Source organism: Rhizobium sp. BK181 (assembly GCF_014193305.1).
Classification (GTDB): Bacteria; Pseudomonadota; Alphaproteobacteria; order Rhizobiales; family Rhizobiaceae; genus Rhizobium.
This window is the reverse complement of the sequence record NZ_JACHZA010000006.1, coordinates 239,109-253,474: the sequence shown is the minus strand read 5'-3', so window position 1 is coordinate 253,474 and position 14,366 is coordinate 239,109. Positions and strand designations below refer to the sequence as shown.

The following is a 14,366-nucleotide window of genomic DNA, read 5'->3' as shown; positions in this document are numbered from 1 at the left end:
TCCTGAATGTTTATCGTCGCTGGATCGGTGAGGTGGCGATCCGTTGGCTTCGAATGGTGGTCATCGAGCAAGGGAGAACAACCCCGAGGATCCGGCGACCCTGGCCGAAGGCGTCGAAATGTCGATTGTGCTTGCCGAAGCCGAACCGGTCGGTGGATATGTGGGTCCGGCATTTCAGAACCTATCCTGAAGGCAGGCATTCTCCTTGCGGTTGGCGGATCGCGGGCCTCAACAAGGTTCCGATCCCTGGCGCGCTTTTGATTGGTATCGCGATCTGCGGGTCACCCAGGTGAAATACGGATTGATCCCGATGCGAGCGCTCTTGGTCCAAAGCCAACTAAGCGCCGCTCAGGACTAAAGCCGGAGCAGACGCCGACAAAGGGCAACAGGAAAACGAGGACGCTTCACTCAGGCTAGACGATCGTTCGCGCGGCAATATCATCCAGCGTCGCATCAGTCTGATCGCGGATGCTTTGTGCAGCCTGCGACGTCATGGTCGAGGCGATCATGAGAATGTCGCTCGCTTCAGTCGCGAAATCGATTTTTGCTACCCGGACAAAATCGCCGATGACATCAAGGGCATCGTTGTACTCCGCGCTGTCAGCTAGGGCGCCAATCAATTTTGCCTGCTGCTGCGAACGTCGAAAGAAAAAATCGATGGCCGCCATCTGCGCCTGGAAGGTCGCATTCAGCACCTGATACTGAAAATCGACGCCCGCCCCCAGGATTTTCTCTGCGGCGGTAACGCCCGGAAGGTTCGGACGCATGGAGAAGCCAAGATCGTTGTTCGGAGTCATATCTTCTTCCTTCGCTGTTAGGCGTCTATTCAGTCAGCGTTAAACGAGTACGGGGATCTGTGGACGAGAGAGAACCTTGTTCGTAAGACTGCCGAGCAGAAGTCCGGCCACCCCTCCGCGGCCGTGCGATGCGATCAGGTCACATCCGTTGACCAGGGCCGTTTTGACTATGGCTTCATGCACCTGATCGCTTCGCTCCTTGACCGTGTAGCTTGCTATCCCCTGATCCCGTGCCCGCCGTTCGGCCGCGGCCAGGAACGTGACCGCTTGATGATCTGACGATGGTTCATAGTCCTCTCGGTTCGCGGTCAGCTTGTCGGTGTCTAGCGTGAAAATCCGAAAAGGCTCGACCACGTGGACGAAAACGACTGACGCGTTTGCGTCTCTGGCAAAGGACACCGCGCTCTGGTCGGCCTGGTCCGCTAGCTTTGAACCGTCCGTCGGCACAAGAGTTTTTGTAAACATGAGGCACATCCTTCCGCCACCAAAGTAACGACACGGTGGCAACGATCCTTGATCCTCATCAATCTGGTAGAAGCTTGGCGTCGTTTGTCATCCTGGGTGATGCTTTCACGGCCTGCCAACACTCCACGCATGCGAGACGTCACTCCCTTGATCTCAGTCCATGCATGTGTCGCAGAAACGAGGAGTGTATCGACTGGCGTGCTTCCGCGCAAAAGTAGGGCGCAGAATTCCTTGCAGAGAGTTCGGGTCAGGAGAGGCAAAAGATGCTGGTCGAAACCGAAATGACGTCGTGCCGTGAAAGCGTCCTGCACGGGCTTGGAGGCTGCAAAGTCATGCATGCCAATCGGATCATCCGAGCTCTCCAAGCAGGACTAATGTACGATATCGTACCCACTTAGCCCGGGCCTTTACGAAGTCCTTAAAACGCAGTCAAGTCAGGTGATCACTGGTATCTCGGTGGCGACCAGGCTGACTCGGAATATGGGCAGATTCACATGAACAGTGTCCAACACGGGTGGTTGCTTCTTCAAGTGAAGTGTCCCTCACTTCGATCGGTGCCCAAGGCGCGCAGCGACATCCGCGAACTCTGCGAGGACTACAGCCTCCTCATCCGCCACATTGACCTTCTTCGTCGTAACAATACTCATGTTTCGCTGATAGCCGAGTATGAAGAGCTTGCTCGCTTCGTTGAGGACGATGTCGCCAAGCATCTCGGAATAGCCGACAAATGCGCGCCAAACAGTACCTGGCCGCAATTTCTCGTTCTTTCCCGAGTATCGGCCGCGGCTATGTGGGTGCGCAAGCTCCGATTTGCTTCGAAGGAACCCGCGACCTCCAACAAGATCCAAAAGGAGCGACGCAGGATTGACCGCTGACCTGGTTCCCAAGCCTTTCGGACAGCGGATGCGTGTGGTGGCGGTCGGCTCGGAGCAAGCCGCGCGCCAGGCGATTGTGTGGCTGCACTGAAATAGCAAACGCAGCGGGGAGCCCGTGTTGGCTCAACCCGCCGCGCGCACCACCGTCGCTGGAAGAGGGCAGCGCCGGGTGATACCGATGTTTGGTGAGTTGCCGGCCCAAACTCGCGCGGACTAGCGCAGACCTAGACGTGGTGATGCTGGCGGGCGATTTCCAGAGGCGCATCGAACCAACGTGGGCGGACAAGCACATAGCCGAAGGCAAAGTTTACGGTCGCCGACTAGAATTTTGGGTCGAATGATTTATTTGATTGCCAGCTAATATTCGCTTCAGTAGCGTCTTCGTCGGGAGGACCACCATGCAACACATTGATTCGACTGCTGCTGAGCCGATCGCAGCAATGAAAGTTTGGAGCGTCGCTGAGTTTTGCTTACTCCATCGCCTGGACGACAAGGAAGAAGCGAAGCTCCTTGCCCTGTTTGGCCAGTTCGCCTCTACCAGCGAACTCGTCCACAATGTGACGCGCCGCATGCGGTCAAGATAGGAATACGGCCCTGGCCTCTGGCAGTCAGTGGCTACTCAACATCAAGCTCGGAAACGACGAGTCGAACGCCGACATTATTGGGCCTCTGCGGTAGAGTGGCAGGACAGATGTGTCTTCGGTGCTCGCTTTCTTCGCCATTCGTCGCTGAAAGATCCGATGTGCAAGCGACCGCCGATGCCCGGCAGCAACCGACGGCGTTTGGTCAGCGAACGGTCGAAGTCTTTGGCTCAGGGAGGAGCGATTCGGTCAGTCGACCGAGCATCGCGCAAGCCTCCGCGTGCCGTTCAGGTTCCCGTCTACTCACCAGCCGAGAACCGCTGCCGATAAAGCGTGACGATGCGATCATAGTGGTCCTTCCCGGAGGGACCCAGGGTCAATCTGTCGGGACCGACCCATTGCATCATCGACATTTCGACGAGCAAGGCCGCAGATGATCGGTCGAAGGCCATCACCGCCCCCTCGCGTCGGGCCTCTAGGAGGAACCACAGGGCATTCGGCGGTAGATCCATTCCGGTGGGGCAATCCTATGCGGGCATCCAAACTCCGGAAGTTCGCTACTGGAGACAGGAACAAAGCTGTCACTGAATTGTTCGGAATTTTTCTAATTAAAGTCGGGATGAGTGCCGTGGCCACACTGACAAAGCCTGATAGGCTTGAGCTTTTTCCTTCAACGGATGCGGGTCTTTTTCACATCGTGGATGCGGGGCGCTTTGTTGGATCAATTGCTCGGGACGACCGCAATCGGACTTCCGGAAGGCCTTGGGCCTGGCGTCTTGTCGCATCCGATGGTACGACCCTCAATCTGACTGGCAGGTGCGTCGACCTCGATACTGCGCTCGCAGATGCAGAGCATGCCTACGTCACTCACCTCATCCAAATGACGAAGCACAAGAAAATTCAGAAGGTCGTCGACTCACGCTGATCGGTGCGCAGCCCTCCCCTGCCGACGTGCCGGCTTCGGCCGTCGATGTCAGGCTGTTGTTCATCGTGCTGCAGCATGGTCGCTCAATGCGGAGGGCAATCGGCGACCATGCCGTTTTCCTCATCTGTCGACAAAATTTGTTGAAACGACTCTTCTCTCCGTCCGCCGTCTCATCCTGATCGAGGAAAGCAAGCTTGCGTCGGTCGAATATCTCAGAGAAATCGCGCCATGAAATCTCCTCGGGACTTTCCTCGGGATCGCCGGTCCCGAGCAAACCTCCGTCTCTTCCTCCGTTGACGCGTGACGGTCGTCCGCTCCGTGTTTGCACCCAGTTGCGGATTTCATCGTGATTGGTGGTGGTCGTCGTTCACTCATTGGTAGGCTCGTGGCGGCTCCCTGGTTGAAACGTCGACCGAAAACCCGATCGAACATCAGCGCCCGCCGCGGAATAGCGTTTCGGCGGGCAGAGTTCCCGAACAGCACCGGCGAACCAGACGGAAGAACACCGCACGCACGAGAGCCGCCTTAAAATCCGGACTGTAAGCAGGATTATGGGATTCTATGCCGATCACATCGTTTCTTGAACCGCTCTATAGTTCCGACCACGGCGTCGGGTTGTGCTGAACCTCGTCCGACAAAGCGCTTAAGGAAGCGCCGTCGGTTAAGCTACGGCGCCAGCCAATCTCGATCTTCGTTTGGTACACCACTCTGGAGGAGCGCAGAGATGTCAACTTTGATTGCGATTGTTTATCCGACCGAAGCCAAGGCAGAGGAAGTTCGTCAGCGCTTGTTAGAAATGCAGAAGGAGTATCTCATCAAGATGGGAGACGCCGTCATCGCGACCAAGACCGACGGCGGCAAGGTCAAGCTGAGCCAGCTGGTCAATACCACGGCTGCGGGCGCCGCATCTGGTAGCTTCTGGGGCCTTCTGATCGGTGTGCTCTTCCTCAATCCACTCCTTGGAGTAGCGGTCGGTGCAGCATCCGGTGCTATTGGCGGGGCGTTGACAGATGTCGGAATCAATGACGATTTCATGAAACAGCTTTCCGCTAACCTTGACCCGGGCAACGCGGCGTTGTTCGTCCTCATCCAGGAGATGACGGAAGACAAGGTCCTAAAGCAGATATCGGCCTTCGGGGGTGTCGTTTTGAAGACCTCGCTTGATGAAACCAAGGAACATGTCTTGCGGGAGGCATTGCAGGGGGCGGCTACAGCCAGCTAGAGCCCGTCATGTTTTGACGGAGGCGTAGCCGGCGTTGAGAAGTAGTTGGCGCATTCTTCTGGCTTGTGGTGTCGGCAAGCAGCCCCAGATGTCGCCAAGTTTCCTCAATGTTTCGCACTTGGGCGCATCCAGTGCTTGATCTTGGCACACTCTCGTTGATGAAGACGAAGCCGCTTCGGATCGAAGCGCTCTGCCAGGCCTCCCAACGGGCTCTGCGCCGGGCAAATGTCGGCGCGGTCCTGCTCACTGGCGAATGGCGTTTTTTGATGGACGCCGCAGCCCGTGCGAAGGCAGCCTAGCCGTGATGCGAACTCGCCGGGACAGCACAACTGCAAAACTTGATCTGCGATGACCGACGGCGCGAGGAGTTGTGCCGCGCTCATGCATGGCGCCGCGATCAGCGGCAACAAGTCCGGCGCGGAAGGTAGGAAATGGGCCCAACTACCCTGCAGCGGCGAGAGTTGCCGATGTTGCATCTGACGGTTGAGAATCCCGGTCGGAAAGGCTAGATTGCTGGAGGGAGAACTCATTACCTTTCGGCTTGCGGTCTTTTAGACCGAGCATGCGGATCCTACGACCGCGTGACGTCTTTTATGCCCAGCAGATTACAAACCATTCGATTGCATCATTCCGACGTTACCCCGCCCATTCCATGGGCTAAGGAGGAAAGTACGAATGAAGTGCACTTTCCCGGAGCGCGACAGGCCTCGCGAGAACGTTCTGATGCTTGATCGCGAAGCGGAGAACGGAATATTGGTGGGCGGCCCAAGATCGTCCTTACCTTCCTATCATTTATCCACCGCCGGCCTTTGCCGGGGCGAGCAGTTTGATCTATGGCATGACAATTTCGCACCAATGCTGGATCTCGCTGATATCACTCCGGGAACGTCAACCTTCACCGGCCGGCAAAAGCTATGGGACCTCGGCAGCCTGGTGCTTGCCGAAATCAACACGGATAGCCACGCGTTCTCCAGCCTTCCGGGCCGTGTTCGACGTGATCCCGTCGATCACTGGACAATGACCGTCCTGTTGAAAGGGAAAATTCGCACTAAAACGAAGAGATACGCGTTCGGCGGCGGGCTCGGTGAGGTTCAGATCCATTCTCTCGGCCGCTCTTTTGAGGGCATGGTCGCCGAAGAGAGCAAAATGCTGATGCTCTTTGTGCCCAGGGACCTTTCTGTTGAGACTGCGGCGACGCTTAGTTCGGCGGAGTTTTCGACTCTCGCCACAGGAATGGGACGCCTGTTTTCGGATTATCTGGTGGATGTCGCTCGCCGCCTGCCCATGCTGGCGCAAGCCGATCTTCCAAGCCTCACTGCTGCTACCCGAGCCATGATTCTTGCTTGCGTTTCGCCATCCACTGGTCATGTGGAGGCGGCTGAGGGCCCCATTGCGAACTTGCTCCTCGAACGAGCCCGCCGATTGATTAACAACCAGCTGCTCGACCCGAGACTCGGCAGCGAGATGGTGCGCAAGGAACTTGGCGTTTCGCGAACGCGCCTCTACAACCTGTTCGAGCCGTTTGGCGGCGTCATGCACTACATCCAGCATCGTCGACTGCTCAGCGCTTACGCAGCATTGACAGATCCAAGCGATCGGCGTCTCATTTTTCAGATTGGCGAAGAGCGCGGATTCGGCGACGGCGCCGAGTTCGGCCGGGCGTTCAAGCGGACCTTCGGCTGCAGTCCGAGCGAGGTGAGGAATCGAGATGGCGGTGGCATTCGCGTGCGCTCCGACCTCGCGGACTGCCCCTCCGTGGAACGGTTAGGGGTTCTCCTGCGACGCTTACAGGGTTAGCCCGCGCGTCTTCTTATCACGCAGTCATCGAGCCTGCGCGATGTCGATGGTAATGGTAGCACACTGCGATAGGCCCTTGCCGGGACCAGCACGGTGCTGTTCTCAGCTCGGCTTCAATTTGCTTGCCTTTGGCCGCAAGTCGCACTTGTTCTTTTACCACTTGCACGGCGAGCCTCCCACCATTTTCTAGCGCACCATCCAGGAAGGATTTCGTCCCAGCGGAATGATCGAACAATGTAAGACAACGCTTACAGAATATCTGCAACGCAGAACGCATTTCGTCTTCAAGCTCTTCGCAAGGTCGCTCATACTCCACAAGCAAAGACTGATCTTCGCTTCCGGCTCGAAGCCTGTCGCGGAGCCTGACAGCGTCGCCATAGTTTTCTATGGCCTCATTCCACACGTGCGCGGGTGCGGAAATCGCTTCCGTCTATAAGGCTTTGGCACGCTCACTTTTATCCATGAGACGTCGACAAACATCATCCGACAAACCGGTGCCAGGCTGCTGTTCCTACCGGCCTATTCGCCTGACGTGTCTCGCAACGACCAACCGGAGCGTTTTGTCAGCCTTGTTTCAATCCAAGTCTGGAATAACTCGACATTCATTGGTGCGTTAAATGCGACAAGCTTTAGAGCCAGCGAATCGCCTAAAAAAATAGTCGAGCATTGGGAACCTGCCATGCCCCCGGGAGTTGGGCCCGGAAAATGCGAGCCTCACTGATCGGCGCGTGTTTTCACCCAGTGTCCAAACTCAGCCTCAGCCCCGCCTATGCGGGGCCTTTTTTTGGTCCTCACACCGTTACGGCAGTCACGTGCCTTTCGGATCCTGGAAGTTTTTCGGCCTTTTGGCTCTTGTGGAAACGGACATTGTCGGCAATGACGATGTCGCCCTTGGGTAGAGTTGGGACGAGTTGCTAACGATCCATGGCGCGACCATGGAATGCGATCTGAGGCCAGCGATAAACGTCTGCGTCATGGCTGGCTTGCGCCTTTCGATCCATGGACTTCTCGCCCGAGCGATTTCCGGACGAAGCTGCTCGCTTCCCATGAGATGCATTGCAGTCATGCTCACGTCCGGCCGGGCTGCCTCCAGAGGCGTTCACGAAGCTCCTCAAAGAGTTCCCTGATGTCATCCAGCGCGCGTTCATATCGGGATCTTTGGGGCACTACCCTGGCGCCACCAATTGCGAACGAAAGCGCGGCTGTTACGACAGCGACAGCGACGAGACTTGACACCGGGTAGAGCTTTACGGTTGCTTCCGTCTGTCTGGCAGCCTGGCGTGCGCTTCCCTTGGCCGCCTGCAAGGCCTCAGTTACCTGCTCGCGAAGACCTTCCAACTGCTTGCGCAAGGCGCCGAGCTCTTCCTCGGCATCGAAGTCTGAACCGGGCGGAATTCCGACCGATGCCGTGTTGGTATCGATGATACCGGTTGGCACGGGTTCACCAATCTTGGCGCTTTCTTGCCCGAGCGGCGAAGTCTCAGTTCGTTTGCGAGGTGGCATCTGCTTCTCCGTTATGAACGTCATCACAAACAACTGGAGCAGTTCTGGATTGAAACAAGCCACGACGGAAGCGTTCAGCCAAATCTGCAGGTGCAACCGCCCTCACTCTCGACGGATCACCAATCGAAGCCGCGAGGCCGGTTTCACTTGACATTGACATCCCGGCGTCGATTTGCATTAGTTATGTCTAAATTGCGTGACTTGGCTTAAACGAGCCTCGCGGAGACCATGGCGAGGCCCCGAGCATCGAGGGAATCATGGGCATATTTGACAATGTCATTTCCAGCTTGTCCGAGCTGGAGGCAAGCATTGCTGCAATCAATGCGAAGCCGCTTGAAGCAAGATCAGAACCAATATCGCGCACATCTGCAAAATCCCCTGCGCTGACGAAATCCAAGAGCGTCATACGCCATCGAGCAAAGAAGACGAAACCCGGGTCCAAAATTTTTCGTACCAACTAAATTTCATCACCCTGCGACCACGGGCTCGAATGCCGCCGCCCAGATGGGCATGGTTCCCATCATGTCCTATGGTCTGCTATTAGGCAGCTCGTGGCGCTGTTTTTGGTCGCTAGTCAGCAACATTGTCATCCCGGCGGCGACAGCAGCGATGAGTGCTACCGCGAGATATATTCCTTCAAAACTTTGGGTAGAAGTCTTTATTAGGCCGCCGAAGATGTTGCCCGAGGCGCCGCCGAGTCCCTGAAGCACGGTACATATACCCATGACTGTTACGGCGATACGTGGTCCGGCGCGATGCGAGACATACGCGGGGAGGAGACCGTAGATCGGATAAAAACCGAGCGAAAAAGACACGACAGAAATGACGGAGAGCTCCAACGGTGCTTGGATATGCATCAAAAGGCCGGCCAAAACAAAGCACAGATAACACACAAGCATCGCCAGTCGCGATCCAAATCGCGACGCTATACTGCCCAAGACAAACCCGGCCGCTATGCCAACGGTACCGATCGTCGCCCAGAGCAATGAGACAGTACCAACCGTATAACCTCGTTCCTCGCGCAGAAGCGGCGACAGATAGGTGAGATATGGGAACGGCATGACGCCGTTAATAAATCCCAGGACAAAGACGAGGAAAACCCACGGCACCATCGCACGCAGACTTGGCCGCCTCTCCGCGAAGCCATCGACTTGCGGGCCTTGAGCGAGACTTGAAAGCCCCGCTCGCTTGAATAGGATAGATGTGGTGATGGTCAACAAAACGGAAATCGCTCCGGTTATGTACCAGACAATTTGCCAACGGTCACTGCCGGCGAAGGCCGCCACCAGGGCGCTGTTTCCGAGTACCCCATAGGACGGTGCACTGGAAATCAGGCTCATGGCCAAGCCACGGCGCCTGATGCTCACGACCCGGGAGGCGAGATCGATCATTGGCACGAAAGTTGACGCTCCAGTCGAGCCGGCAATCATCAACAGACCTGCGAGGACATAAACATTCTCCGCAAGCGGGACAGTCGACAGTGACAACCCACAAAGGCCGACGGATCCCACCACCGTTCGGGCGGCACCGATACGATGAACGAGCCAGGTGCTGATCAATGCTGAGGCGACTGACGCAAGTTGGATAAGTCCGGTAACCGTGCCGACAAATGCGTAGTCGAATGCAAGGCTTCTGCGCATGTCGGGGATTATCTGCGGAAACAGGCTCAATCCGAAGCCATAACACGTGCCAACGCAAGCGATCATAACAGCGACCAGAAGCCCTTGGAGGTGATCGCTTGTCATGACAGGACCTCCGTCCGAAGCCAAAGCTCATACTATCTACGAAGACTGTTGATAGTCCAGAGAACGGGGACTGGTCGTCGCGGCAGAGACAATAGCCAAACGCAGGCGGCTACCACCACTCCGGCCCATCGTCCATCGGTTCGTTGCTCTGAGGCAGGAGCACCCGCTAAGCTCGTTATCGGCCAGCCGGAAAGCCTGCGTTGCTAAGATGGTCGCCTATTTTGTCGGTCCAGCCTTTTTATGGCAGCTTCAAGTGGCCGTTGGCTGTCGCAATAATCCTTCCACGCGGAGCTTTTTCTGATGAGGGCGGGCACCGTTCGCACCGTGAACCGCGTAGGATCCAAATCGGCCTTCACCTGTGCCCAGGTCAAAGGCATTGATACGGTTGCGCCGGGACGGGCACGCGGTGACAATGGCCCCACAGCCGTTGCCATACGATCATTGCGAAGATAGTCGAGAAAAATACGTCCATTCCTCAAGCTTTTCGTCATTTTGGTCAGGTAGAGATCAGGATTGTCCCGCGCCATTTGATAACAGACGTCATGCGCGAAGGTTTTGGCCTCGGTCCATGAAAGCGGCTTGCGTTTATTGACTGCAAGCGGCGTCACCACATGCAGGCCTTTTCCGCCAGTGGTTTTGCAGAAGCTGATAAGCCCGAGTTCATCAAGGCGATCGCGCATCTCCCGGGCAGCGTCAACGACGGCCGGAAACGGCAGGTCCGGGCCGGGATCCAGATCAAATACGAGACGTCCTGGGACCTCCGGTTGGTAAGGTTCGCAATTCCATGGGTGCAGTTCGACACCGCCAATCTGCGCGATCGCCGCAAGCCCCTCAATTCGGTCGACCTGGAGGTAAGGCTTCTTGTCGCCAAATACTTTCACGAGCTCAAGCAGGTTCGATGTTCCCGGCATTGCGTGACGTTGAAAAAACTGCTCTCCGGCAATGCCATCCGGTGTGCGAATGATCGAACATGGACGACCCTTTATGTGATCGATCAGCCAACCACCGACGGATTCATGATATCGCGCCAAGTCTTCCTTCGTAACCGGCCGGCCATCCCCGCCATCGGGCCACAACGGCTTATCTGGATGAGAAATAAGAACACCCATGACTTCGGCTTTCGCGCCCCTTCGACCGGCGGTCCGCTGTTTCTTTCCTACCTGTGGATCAGGTGTTTCCGTCTGTTCAGGCGAGGCTGCCCTCTCCGCTTTGACCTCGTTCGCCGGTTTGTCTTCCCGCAGCCCTTTGAAGGAGGCTTGGCGAACAAGGCCGTCGGATGTCCAGCTAGCGAATTCGATCTCGGCCACAAGGTCCGGCTTTAGCCAGACGACACCAGTTTCCTTTTTGGGCGCTCCAATCCCCGTAAACGGTGATTTAGAGGTCGTATCGACCTCCCTCAACCTTGGCATAAGTACATCGACAGTCTTTGCCCCGTAGCCCGTGCCAACCCTTCCAACGTAAACAAAATGCTCGCCACGGTAGACACCGACCAGCAAGGATCGAAACCTGCCGCCGGTCGTGGCGTAACCCCCGATCACGACCTCATGTCCGGCTCGACATTTGGACTTCGCCCAAGCGTCGCTTCGACCAGACTGATAGGGCGCATCGGCCTTTTTTGAAACGATTCCTTCGAGGGACAATTTGCAGGCGGAACGAAGCACGGCGTCGCCGCCCGTTTCGAAATGCTCGACGAAACGGAGTCGGGGCTCATTTCCAATTACGCTCAGCAAAGTGCGCAGACGGTCCTTGCGTCCGACCAATGGCATCGAGCGCAGATCTTCCTCCCCATCAAACAGCAGGTCAAAAGCAAAGTAGACCAGATTGCCAGTATTTCCCTCTGACAAGGCAGCCTGGAGTGCGGCAAAGTCCGGAGCGCCGTTTTCGTCAAGCGCACAGATTTCGCCGTCGATGATGCAATCAGGAAGTCCAGACGCCGCCGAGGCAATCTCGGAATATCTGGCCGTCCAGTCGAGACCCTTTCGCGTCTTGAGCATGACAGTTCCCGCGGCCACTCGCATCTGAATCCGATAGCCATCGAACTTGATCTCATGGAGCCAATTCTTGCCTGCCGGTGGCCTTGCTAATGTTTTACAGAGCTGAGGCGCTACGAAGTCAGGCAGGTCAGCCGGCGCCTTTTCCGCGGCGCCGATTTTCTTTCGGCGTTCATCCGCGGCAAGCCCATTCTTGCTGTCCCAGACCGCGTCGGATTTCAGGTCGGCATTCGCCATCATGAACGGTTTTGGCTTGCGGCCCTTTCCATCCGCAATCTGATCCATCGTCCGACCGGACGCAATGGACGTCACATTCTGCTCAAGAATGGCATCCCCATTCTCCTCGACCGAATAGTCGTCGTGATGTTTGATCAGGAGCCAGTTTGTCCGCTTCCCGCCGTCGCGGTCACCGCGCATTCGCACCAGAACAAAGCTGCCGTGAAGACGCCTTCCGTGGAGTGTGAACTTGAAATCGCCTTTCTTCAGAGCGTCCTGAGGGGAACCCTTTCCCTCCGGTTCCCAGAATCCACGGTCCCATAGCATCACCGTGCCTCCGCCATATTGGCCCTTTGGGATCGTCCCTTCAAAATCGCCGTAGTCGAGGGGATGGTCTTCGACTTCGACCGCCAGACGCTTGTCATGCGGATCCAGAGACGGACCCTTCGTGACTGCCCACGATTTGAAGACTCCATCAAGCTCCAGTCGGAGATCATAGTGAAGGCGGGTTGCGTCGTGTTTCTGGATTACAAAACGGAGACGATTGGATGCCTTCACGGGAACTCTGCCGCTCGGCTCCTCGGTTTGGTGAAAATCCCGCTTGGCACGATAGGTTGAAAGAGTATCGCTCATTATGACCTCCCTTCTTTCGTCGACATTCGTTGCTCACCCCACAAAGCTGCCGGTCCCAGGGCCGATCGGGCAAAATCACCTGCACCCAACAGGTACGAACGCTTACTTGAGGTGAAATGGTTGAGAGAAATTGCCACCCAGTCATTCGCCACGAACGGTCTCCTGATCATCATGTCAGTGAGAGAAACGCTGGCCGCGGCAAGGAGTTTCGTGGTGCCGGGGAGCGCCCAACACCTCACCTGGCCAGGCAGGAACTGTGAGGATCCTCAAAGGTTGTATGAGAGCTGGCTCCCGGCGAAAGAAATTCCATCCTGGATCTGCAAGCCGGCGAGGATGAAGCAGGAGGACAAGAATGACACGGATCACAGGATCATGTCGATGCGGACGCGTAACTTATAGCCTCGAAGGGGAAGCCACTCGCATAGGAATTTGTCACTGTACGGACTGTCGGCAGGAAAGCGGTTCGGCTTTCACATTCTTTGGTGTCTGGCCCGCTTCTTCCTTTTCAACGTCTGGGCAAACGGAGGTTCACGAGGGCCGGAGATTCTGCCCGACGTGTGGAAGTAGGATGTTCTCATACAATGATAATGAAGCAGAGGTAAAACTTGGAACGCTACGAGACGCCCCCACGGCTTTGGCGCCGACATACGAGCTGTGGGTCAAAAGGCGAGAGCATTGGCTTTCGCCGATCAATGACGCCGTTCAGTACACCGAAGACAAGATCGCCTGATTGAAAGGATCAGCCGTGCCCCCACGTTCAACGGACGATGTGCTACGCAGCTTCCGCTGCCAATAGAGTTTGCGCCCGGCACGGGCGTGAATCCTGTCGCGAAGGAGGGCCCTTGAACCTGCTGCAACCTCTGGCCGACGCGTCTTCAACTACGATGAGGATCGCAGGGAAGGCGTCATTTGGAAATGGGTGCCAGCAATCTGAACCACTGCCACCAGTCTTGCTCTGCTCTTAGCGGCGAGCGAGATGCAAATTTTGCAAGAAAGCGCCCCCGGCGTGTGGGAGGTCCGAGCCGGAGGCGCTTTACGACGGGGATTGGAACCACCACGATGAGAGACGTGGCTGCCGTGTTTCACCAGCATCAACCCTTTAGCGTTCGTTCCTGCCCTTTGCCTGTTCCGGGCGTAAGGTAACGGACTTTCCTTGCTGATCTTATGTGATCGCAGGGATCAACGAACCTTTTCCGTTCCACTGGGCGAATTGATCATCGTCTTTCCTCCACCGCTTCCACTTGCAGTCGGATCGCGATCGGTGGCTTGTGGTGGCCTTGAACCTCCACCGGCGGGATTGTCGTCAAACGTGCCTTTTCCAGATGGCTGCGCGTTGATCGGGTCGATCGCTGTTGATACGGTCGGCTTATGATCGACGTCAAGACTTTCCCCCCACCATTCGACCGCTCCCCAGGCAACGAACGCGAGGAGCAGACCTGACACCAGAACGATGAGGACCGGTTTACCGAAGTTCCCCTGTCTCGCCTCCGTGGCGGTTTCGGTTACCGTCTTCTGATCGCTTCCGGCGCTATCGGTTCTCATCGAAAACTCCATGAATAATTGACGAACGGGTAACCTTCGAAGAAACCAGATGTTCCCTCGACCGCACTGTGGGC

At 56.6% G+C, this 14,366-nt stretch carries 14 protein-coding genes and 1 pseudogene; 5 read left to right on the top strand and 10 right to left on the bottom strand.

What is annotated here, in order from left to right; genetic code table 11:
- Positions 1-413: 413 nt before the first annotated feature.
- The 3 genes from FHT77_RS17315 to FHT77_RS17305 form a co-directional block, all read right to left on the bottom strand.
- Positions 414-797, bottom strand: a complete 384-nt coding sequence (locus FHT77_RS17315; RefSeq protein ID WP_183756172.1) for a hypothetical protein — start codon at positions 795-797, stop codon at positions 414-416.
- Between the two features lie 39 nt (positions 798-836).
- Complete coding sequence (locus FHT77_RS17310) at positions 837-1,262, bottom strand: universal stress protein (RefSeq protein WP_183756171.1); 426 nt, start codon at positions 1,260-1,262, stop codon at positions 837-839.
- A 542-nt stretch (positions 1,263-1,804) separates the two neighbouring features.
- The gene (locus FHT77_RS17305; protein WP_183756170.1) at positions 1,805-2,017 is read right to left on the bottom strand and encodes a hypothetical protein; all 213 of its coding nucleotides are present in this window, start codon (positions 2,015-2,017) and stop codon (positions 1,805-1,807) included.
- A gap of 518 nt (positions 2,018-2,535) precedes the next feature.
- On the opposite strand from FHT77_RS17305, the gene FHT77_RS17300 reads away from it, so the two are divergent.
- Positions 2,536-2,721 (top strand): hypothetical protein, encoded by a 186-nt coding sequence (locus tag FHT77_RS17300; protein WP_183756169.1) that lies wholly within the window; start codon positions 2,536-2,538, stop codon positions 2,719-2,721.
- Between the two features lie 296 nt (positions 2,722-3,017).
- Here FHT77_RS17300 and FHT77_RS17295 read toward each other — a convergent pair whose 3' ends face one another.
- The gene (locus tag FHT77_RS17295) at positions 3,018-3,230 is read right to left on the bottom strand and encodes a hypothetical protein (protein WP_183756168.1); all 213 of its coding nucleotides are present in this window, start codon (positions 3,228-3,230) and stop codon (positions 3,018-3,020) included.
- A 1,137-nt stretch (positions 3,231-4,367) separates the two neighbouring features.
- On the opposite strand from FHT77_RS17295, the gene FHT77_RS17290 reads away from it, so the two are divergent.
- The 3 genes from FHT77_RS17290 (at position 4,368) to FHT77_RS17280 (ending at position 6,662) form a co-directional block, all read left to right on the top strand.
- On the top strand, positions 4,368-4,865 hold the full coding sequence (locus tag FHT77_RS17290) for a DUF1269 domain-containing protein (protein ID WP_183756167.1): 498 nt from the start codon (positions 4,368-4,370) through the stop codon (positions 4,863-4,865).
- Between the two features lie 131 nt (positions 4,866-4,996).
- Positions 4,997-5,164 carry a hypothetical protein gene (locus FHT77_RS17285; RefSeq protein ID WP_183756166.1) on the top strand — a complete coding sequence of 56 codons (168 nt, stop codon included), beginning with the start codon at positions 4,997-4,999 and terminating at the stop codon, positions 5,162-5,164.
- 424 nt (positions 5,165-5,588) lie between these two features.
- Positions 5,589-6,662, top strand: a complete 1,074-nt coding sequence (locus FHT77_RS17280; protein ID WP_183756165.1) for a helix-turn-helix domain-containing protein — start codon at positions 5,589-5,591, stop codon at positions 6,660-6,662.
- An 830-nt stretch (positions 6,663-7,492) separates the two neighbouring features.
- On the opposite strand, the pseudogene FHT77_RS32270 reads toward FHT77_RS17280, so the two are convergent.
- From FHT77_RS32270 to ligD, 5 genes and pseudogenes are all read right to left on the bottom strand, one after another.
- Positions 7,493-7,635, bottom strand: a pseudogene (locus tag FHT77_RS32270) (IS630 family transposase); the annotation flags it as partial.
- A 95-nt stretch (positions 7,636-7,730) separates the two neighbouring features.
- Positions 7,731-8,165 (bottom strand): hypothetical protein, encoded by a 435-nt coding sequence (locus tag FHT77_RS17275; RefSeq protein WP_183756164.1) that lies wholly within the window; start codon positions 8,163-8,165, stop codon positions 7,731-7,733.
- A gap of 187 nt (positions 8,166-8,352) precedes the next feature.
- The gene (locus FHT77_RS17270) at positions 8,353-8,622 is read right to left on the bottom strand and encodes a hypothetical protein (protein ID WP_183756163.1); all 270 of its coding nucleotides are present in this window, start codon (positions 8,620-8,622) and stop codon (positions 8,353-8,355) included.
- Between the two features lie 70 nt (positions 8,623-8,692).
- On the bottom strand, positions 8,693-9,910 hold the full coding sequence (locus FHT77_RS17265) for an MFS transporter (RefSeq protein WP_183756162.1): 1,218 nt from the start codon (positions 9,908-9,910) through the stop codon (positions 8,693-8,695).
- Between the two features lie 203 nt (positions 9,911-10,113).
- On the bottom strand, positions 10,114-12,750 hold the full coding sequence (gene ligD / locus FHT77_RS17260; RefSeq protein WP_183756161.1) for a DNA ligase D: 2,637 nt from the start codon (positions 12,748-12,750) through the stop codon (positions 10,114-10,116).
- A gap of 352 nt (positions 12,751-13,102) precedes the next feature.
- Here ligD and FHT77_RS17255 point away from each other — a divergent pair, with 352 nt between their 5' ends.
- On the top strand, positions 13,103-13,480 hold the full coding sequence (locus FHT77_RS17255) for a GFA family protein (protein WP_183756160.1): 378 nt from the start codon (positions 13,103-13,105) through the stop codon (positions 13,478-13,480).
- Between the two features lie 449 nt (positions 13,481-13,929).
- On the opposite strand, the gene FHT77_RS17250 is transcribed toward FHT77_RS17255, so the two are convergent.
- Positions 13,930-14,292, bottom strand: coding sequence for a hypothetical protein (locus tag FHT77_RS17250; RefSeq protein WP_183756159.1), 363 nt, complete (start codon positions 14,290-14,292; stop codon positions 13,930-13,932).
- Positions 14,293-14,366: the final 74 nt, after the last annotated feature.

Coding starts and splice junctions, on each gene's coding strand:
- FHT77_RS17315 (WP_183756172.1), bottom strand. CDS start 797: ATGACTCCGAACAACGATCTTGGCTTCTCCATGCGTCCGAACCTTCCG.
- FHT77_RS17310 (WP_183756171.1), bottom strand. CDS start 1,262: ATGTTTACAAAAACTCTTGTGCCGACGGACGGTTCAAAGCTAGCGGAC.
- FHT77_RS17300 (WP_183756169.1), top strand. CDS start 2,536: ATGCAACACATTGATTCGACTGCTGCTGAGCCGATCGCAGCAATGAAA.
- FHT77_RS17295 (WP_183756168.1), bottom strand. CDS start 3,230: ATGGATCTACCGCCGAATGCCCTGTGGTTCCTCCTAGAGGCCCGACGC.
- FHT77_RS17290 (WP_183756167.1), top strand. CDS start 4,368: ATGTCAACTTTGATTGCGATTGTTTATCCGACCGAAGCCAAGGCAGAG.
- FHT77_RS17280 (WP_183756165.1), top strand. CDS start 5,589: ATGCTTGATCGCGAAGCGGAGAACGGAATATTGGTGGGCGGCCCAAGA.
- FHT77_RS17275 (WP_183756164.1), bottom strand. CDS start 8,165: ATGCCACCTCGCAAACGAACTGAGACTTCGCCGCTCGGGCAAGAAAGC.
- FHT77_RS17265 (WP_183756162.1), bottom strand. CDS start 9,910: ATGACAAGCGATCACCTCCAAGGGCTTCTGGTCGCTGTTATGATCGCT.
- ligD (WP_183756161.1), bottom strand. CDS start 12,750: ATGAGCGATACTCTTTCAACCTATCGTGCCAAGCGGGATTTTCACCAA.
- FHT77_RS17255 (WP_183756160.1), top strand. CDS start 13,103: ATGACACGGATCACAGGATCATGTCGATGCGGACGCGTAACTTATAGC.
- FHT77_RS17250 (WP_183756159.1), bottom strand. CDS start 14,292: ATGAGAACCGATAGCGCCGGAAGCGATCAGAAGACGGTAACCGAAACC.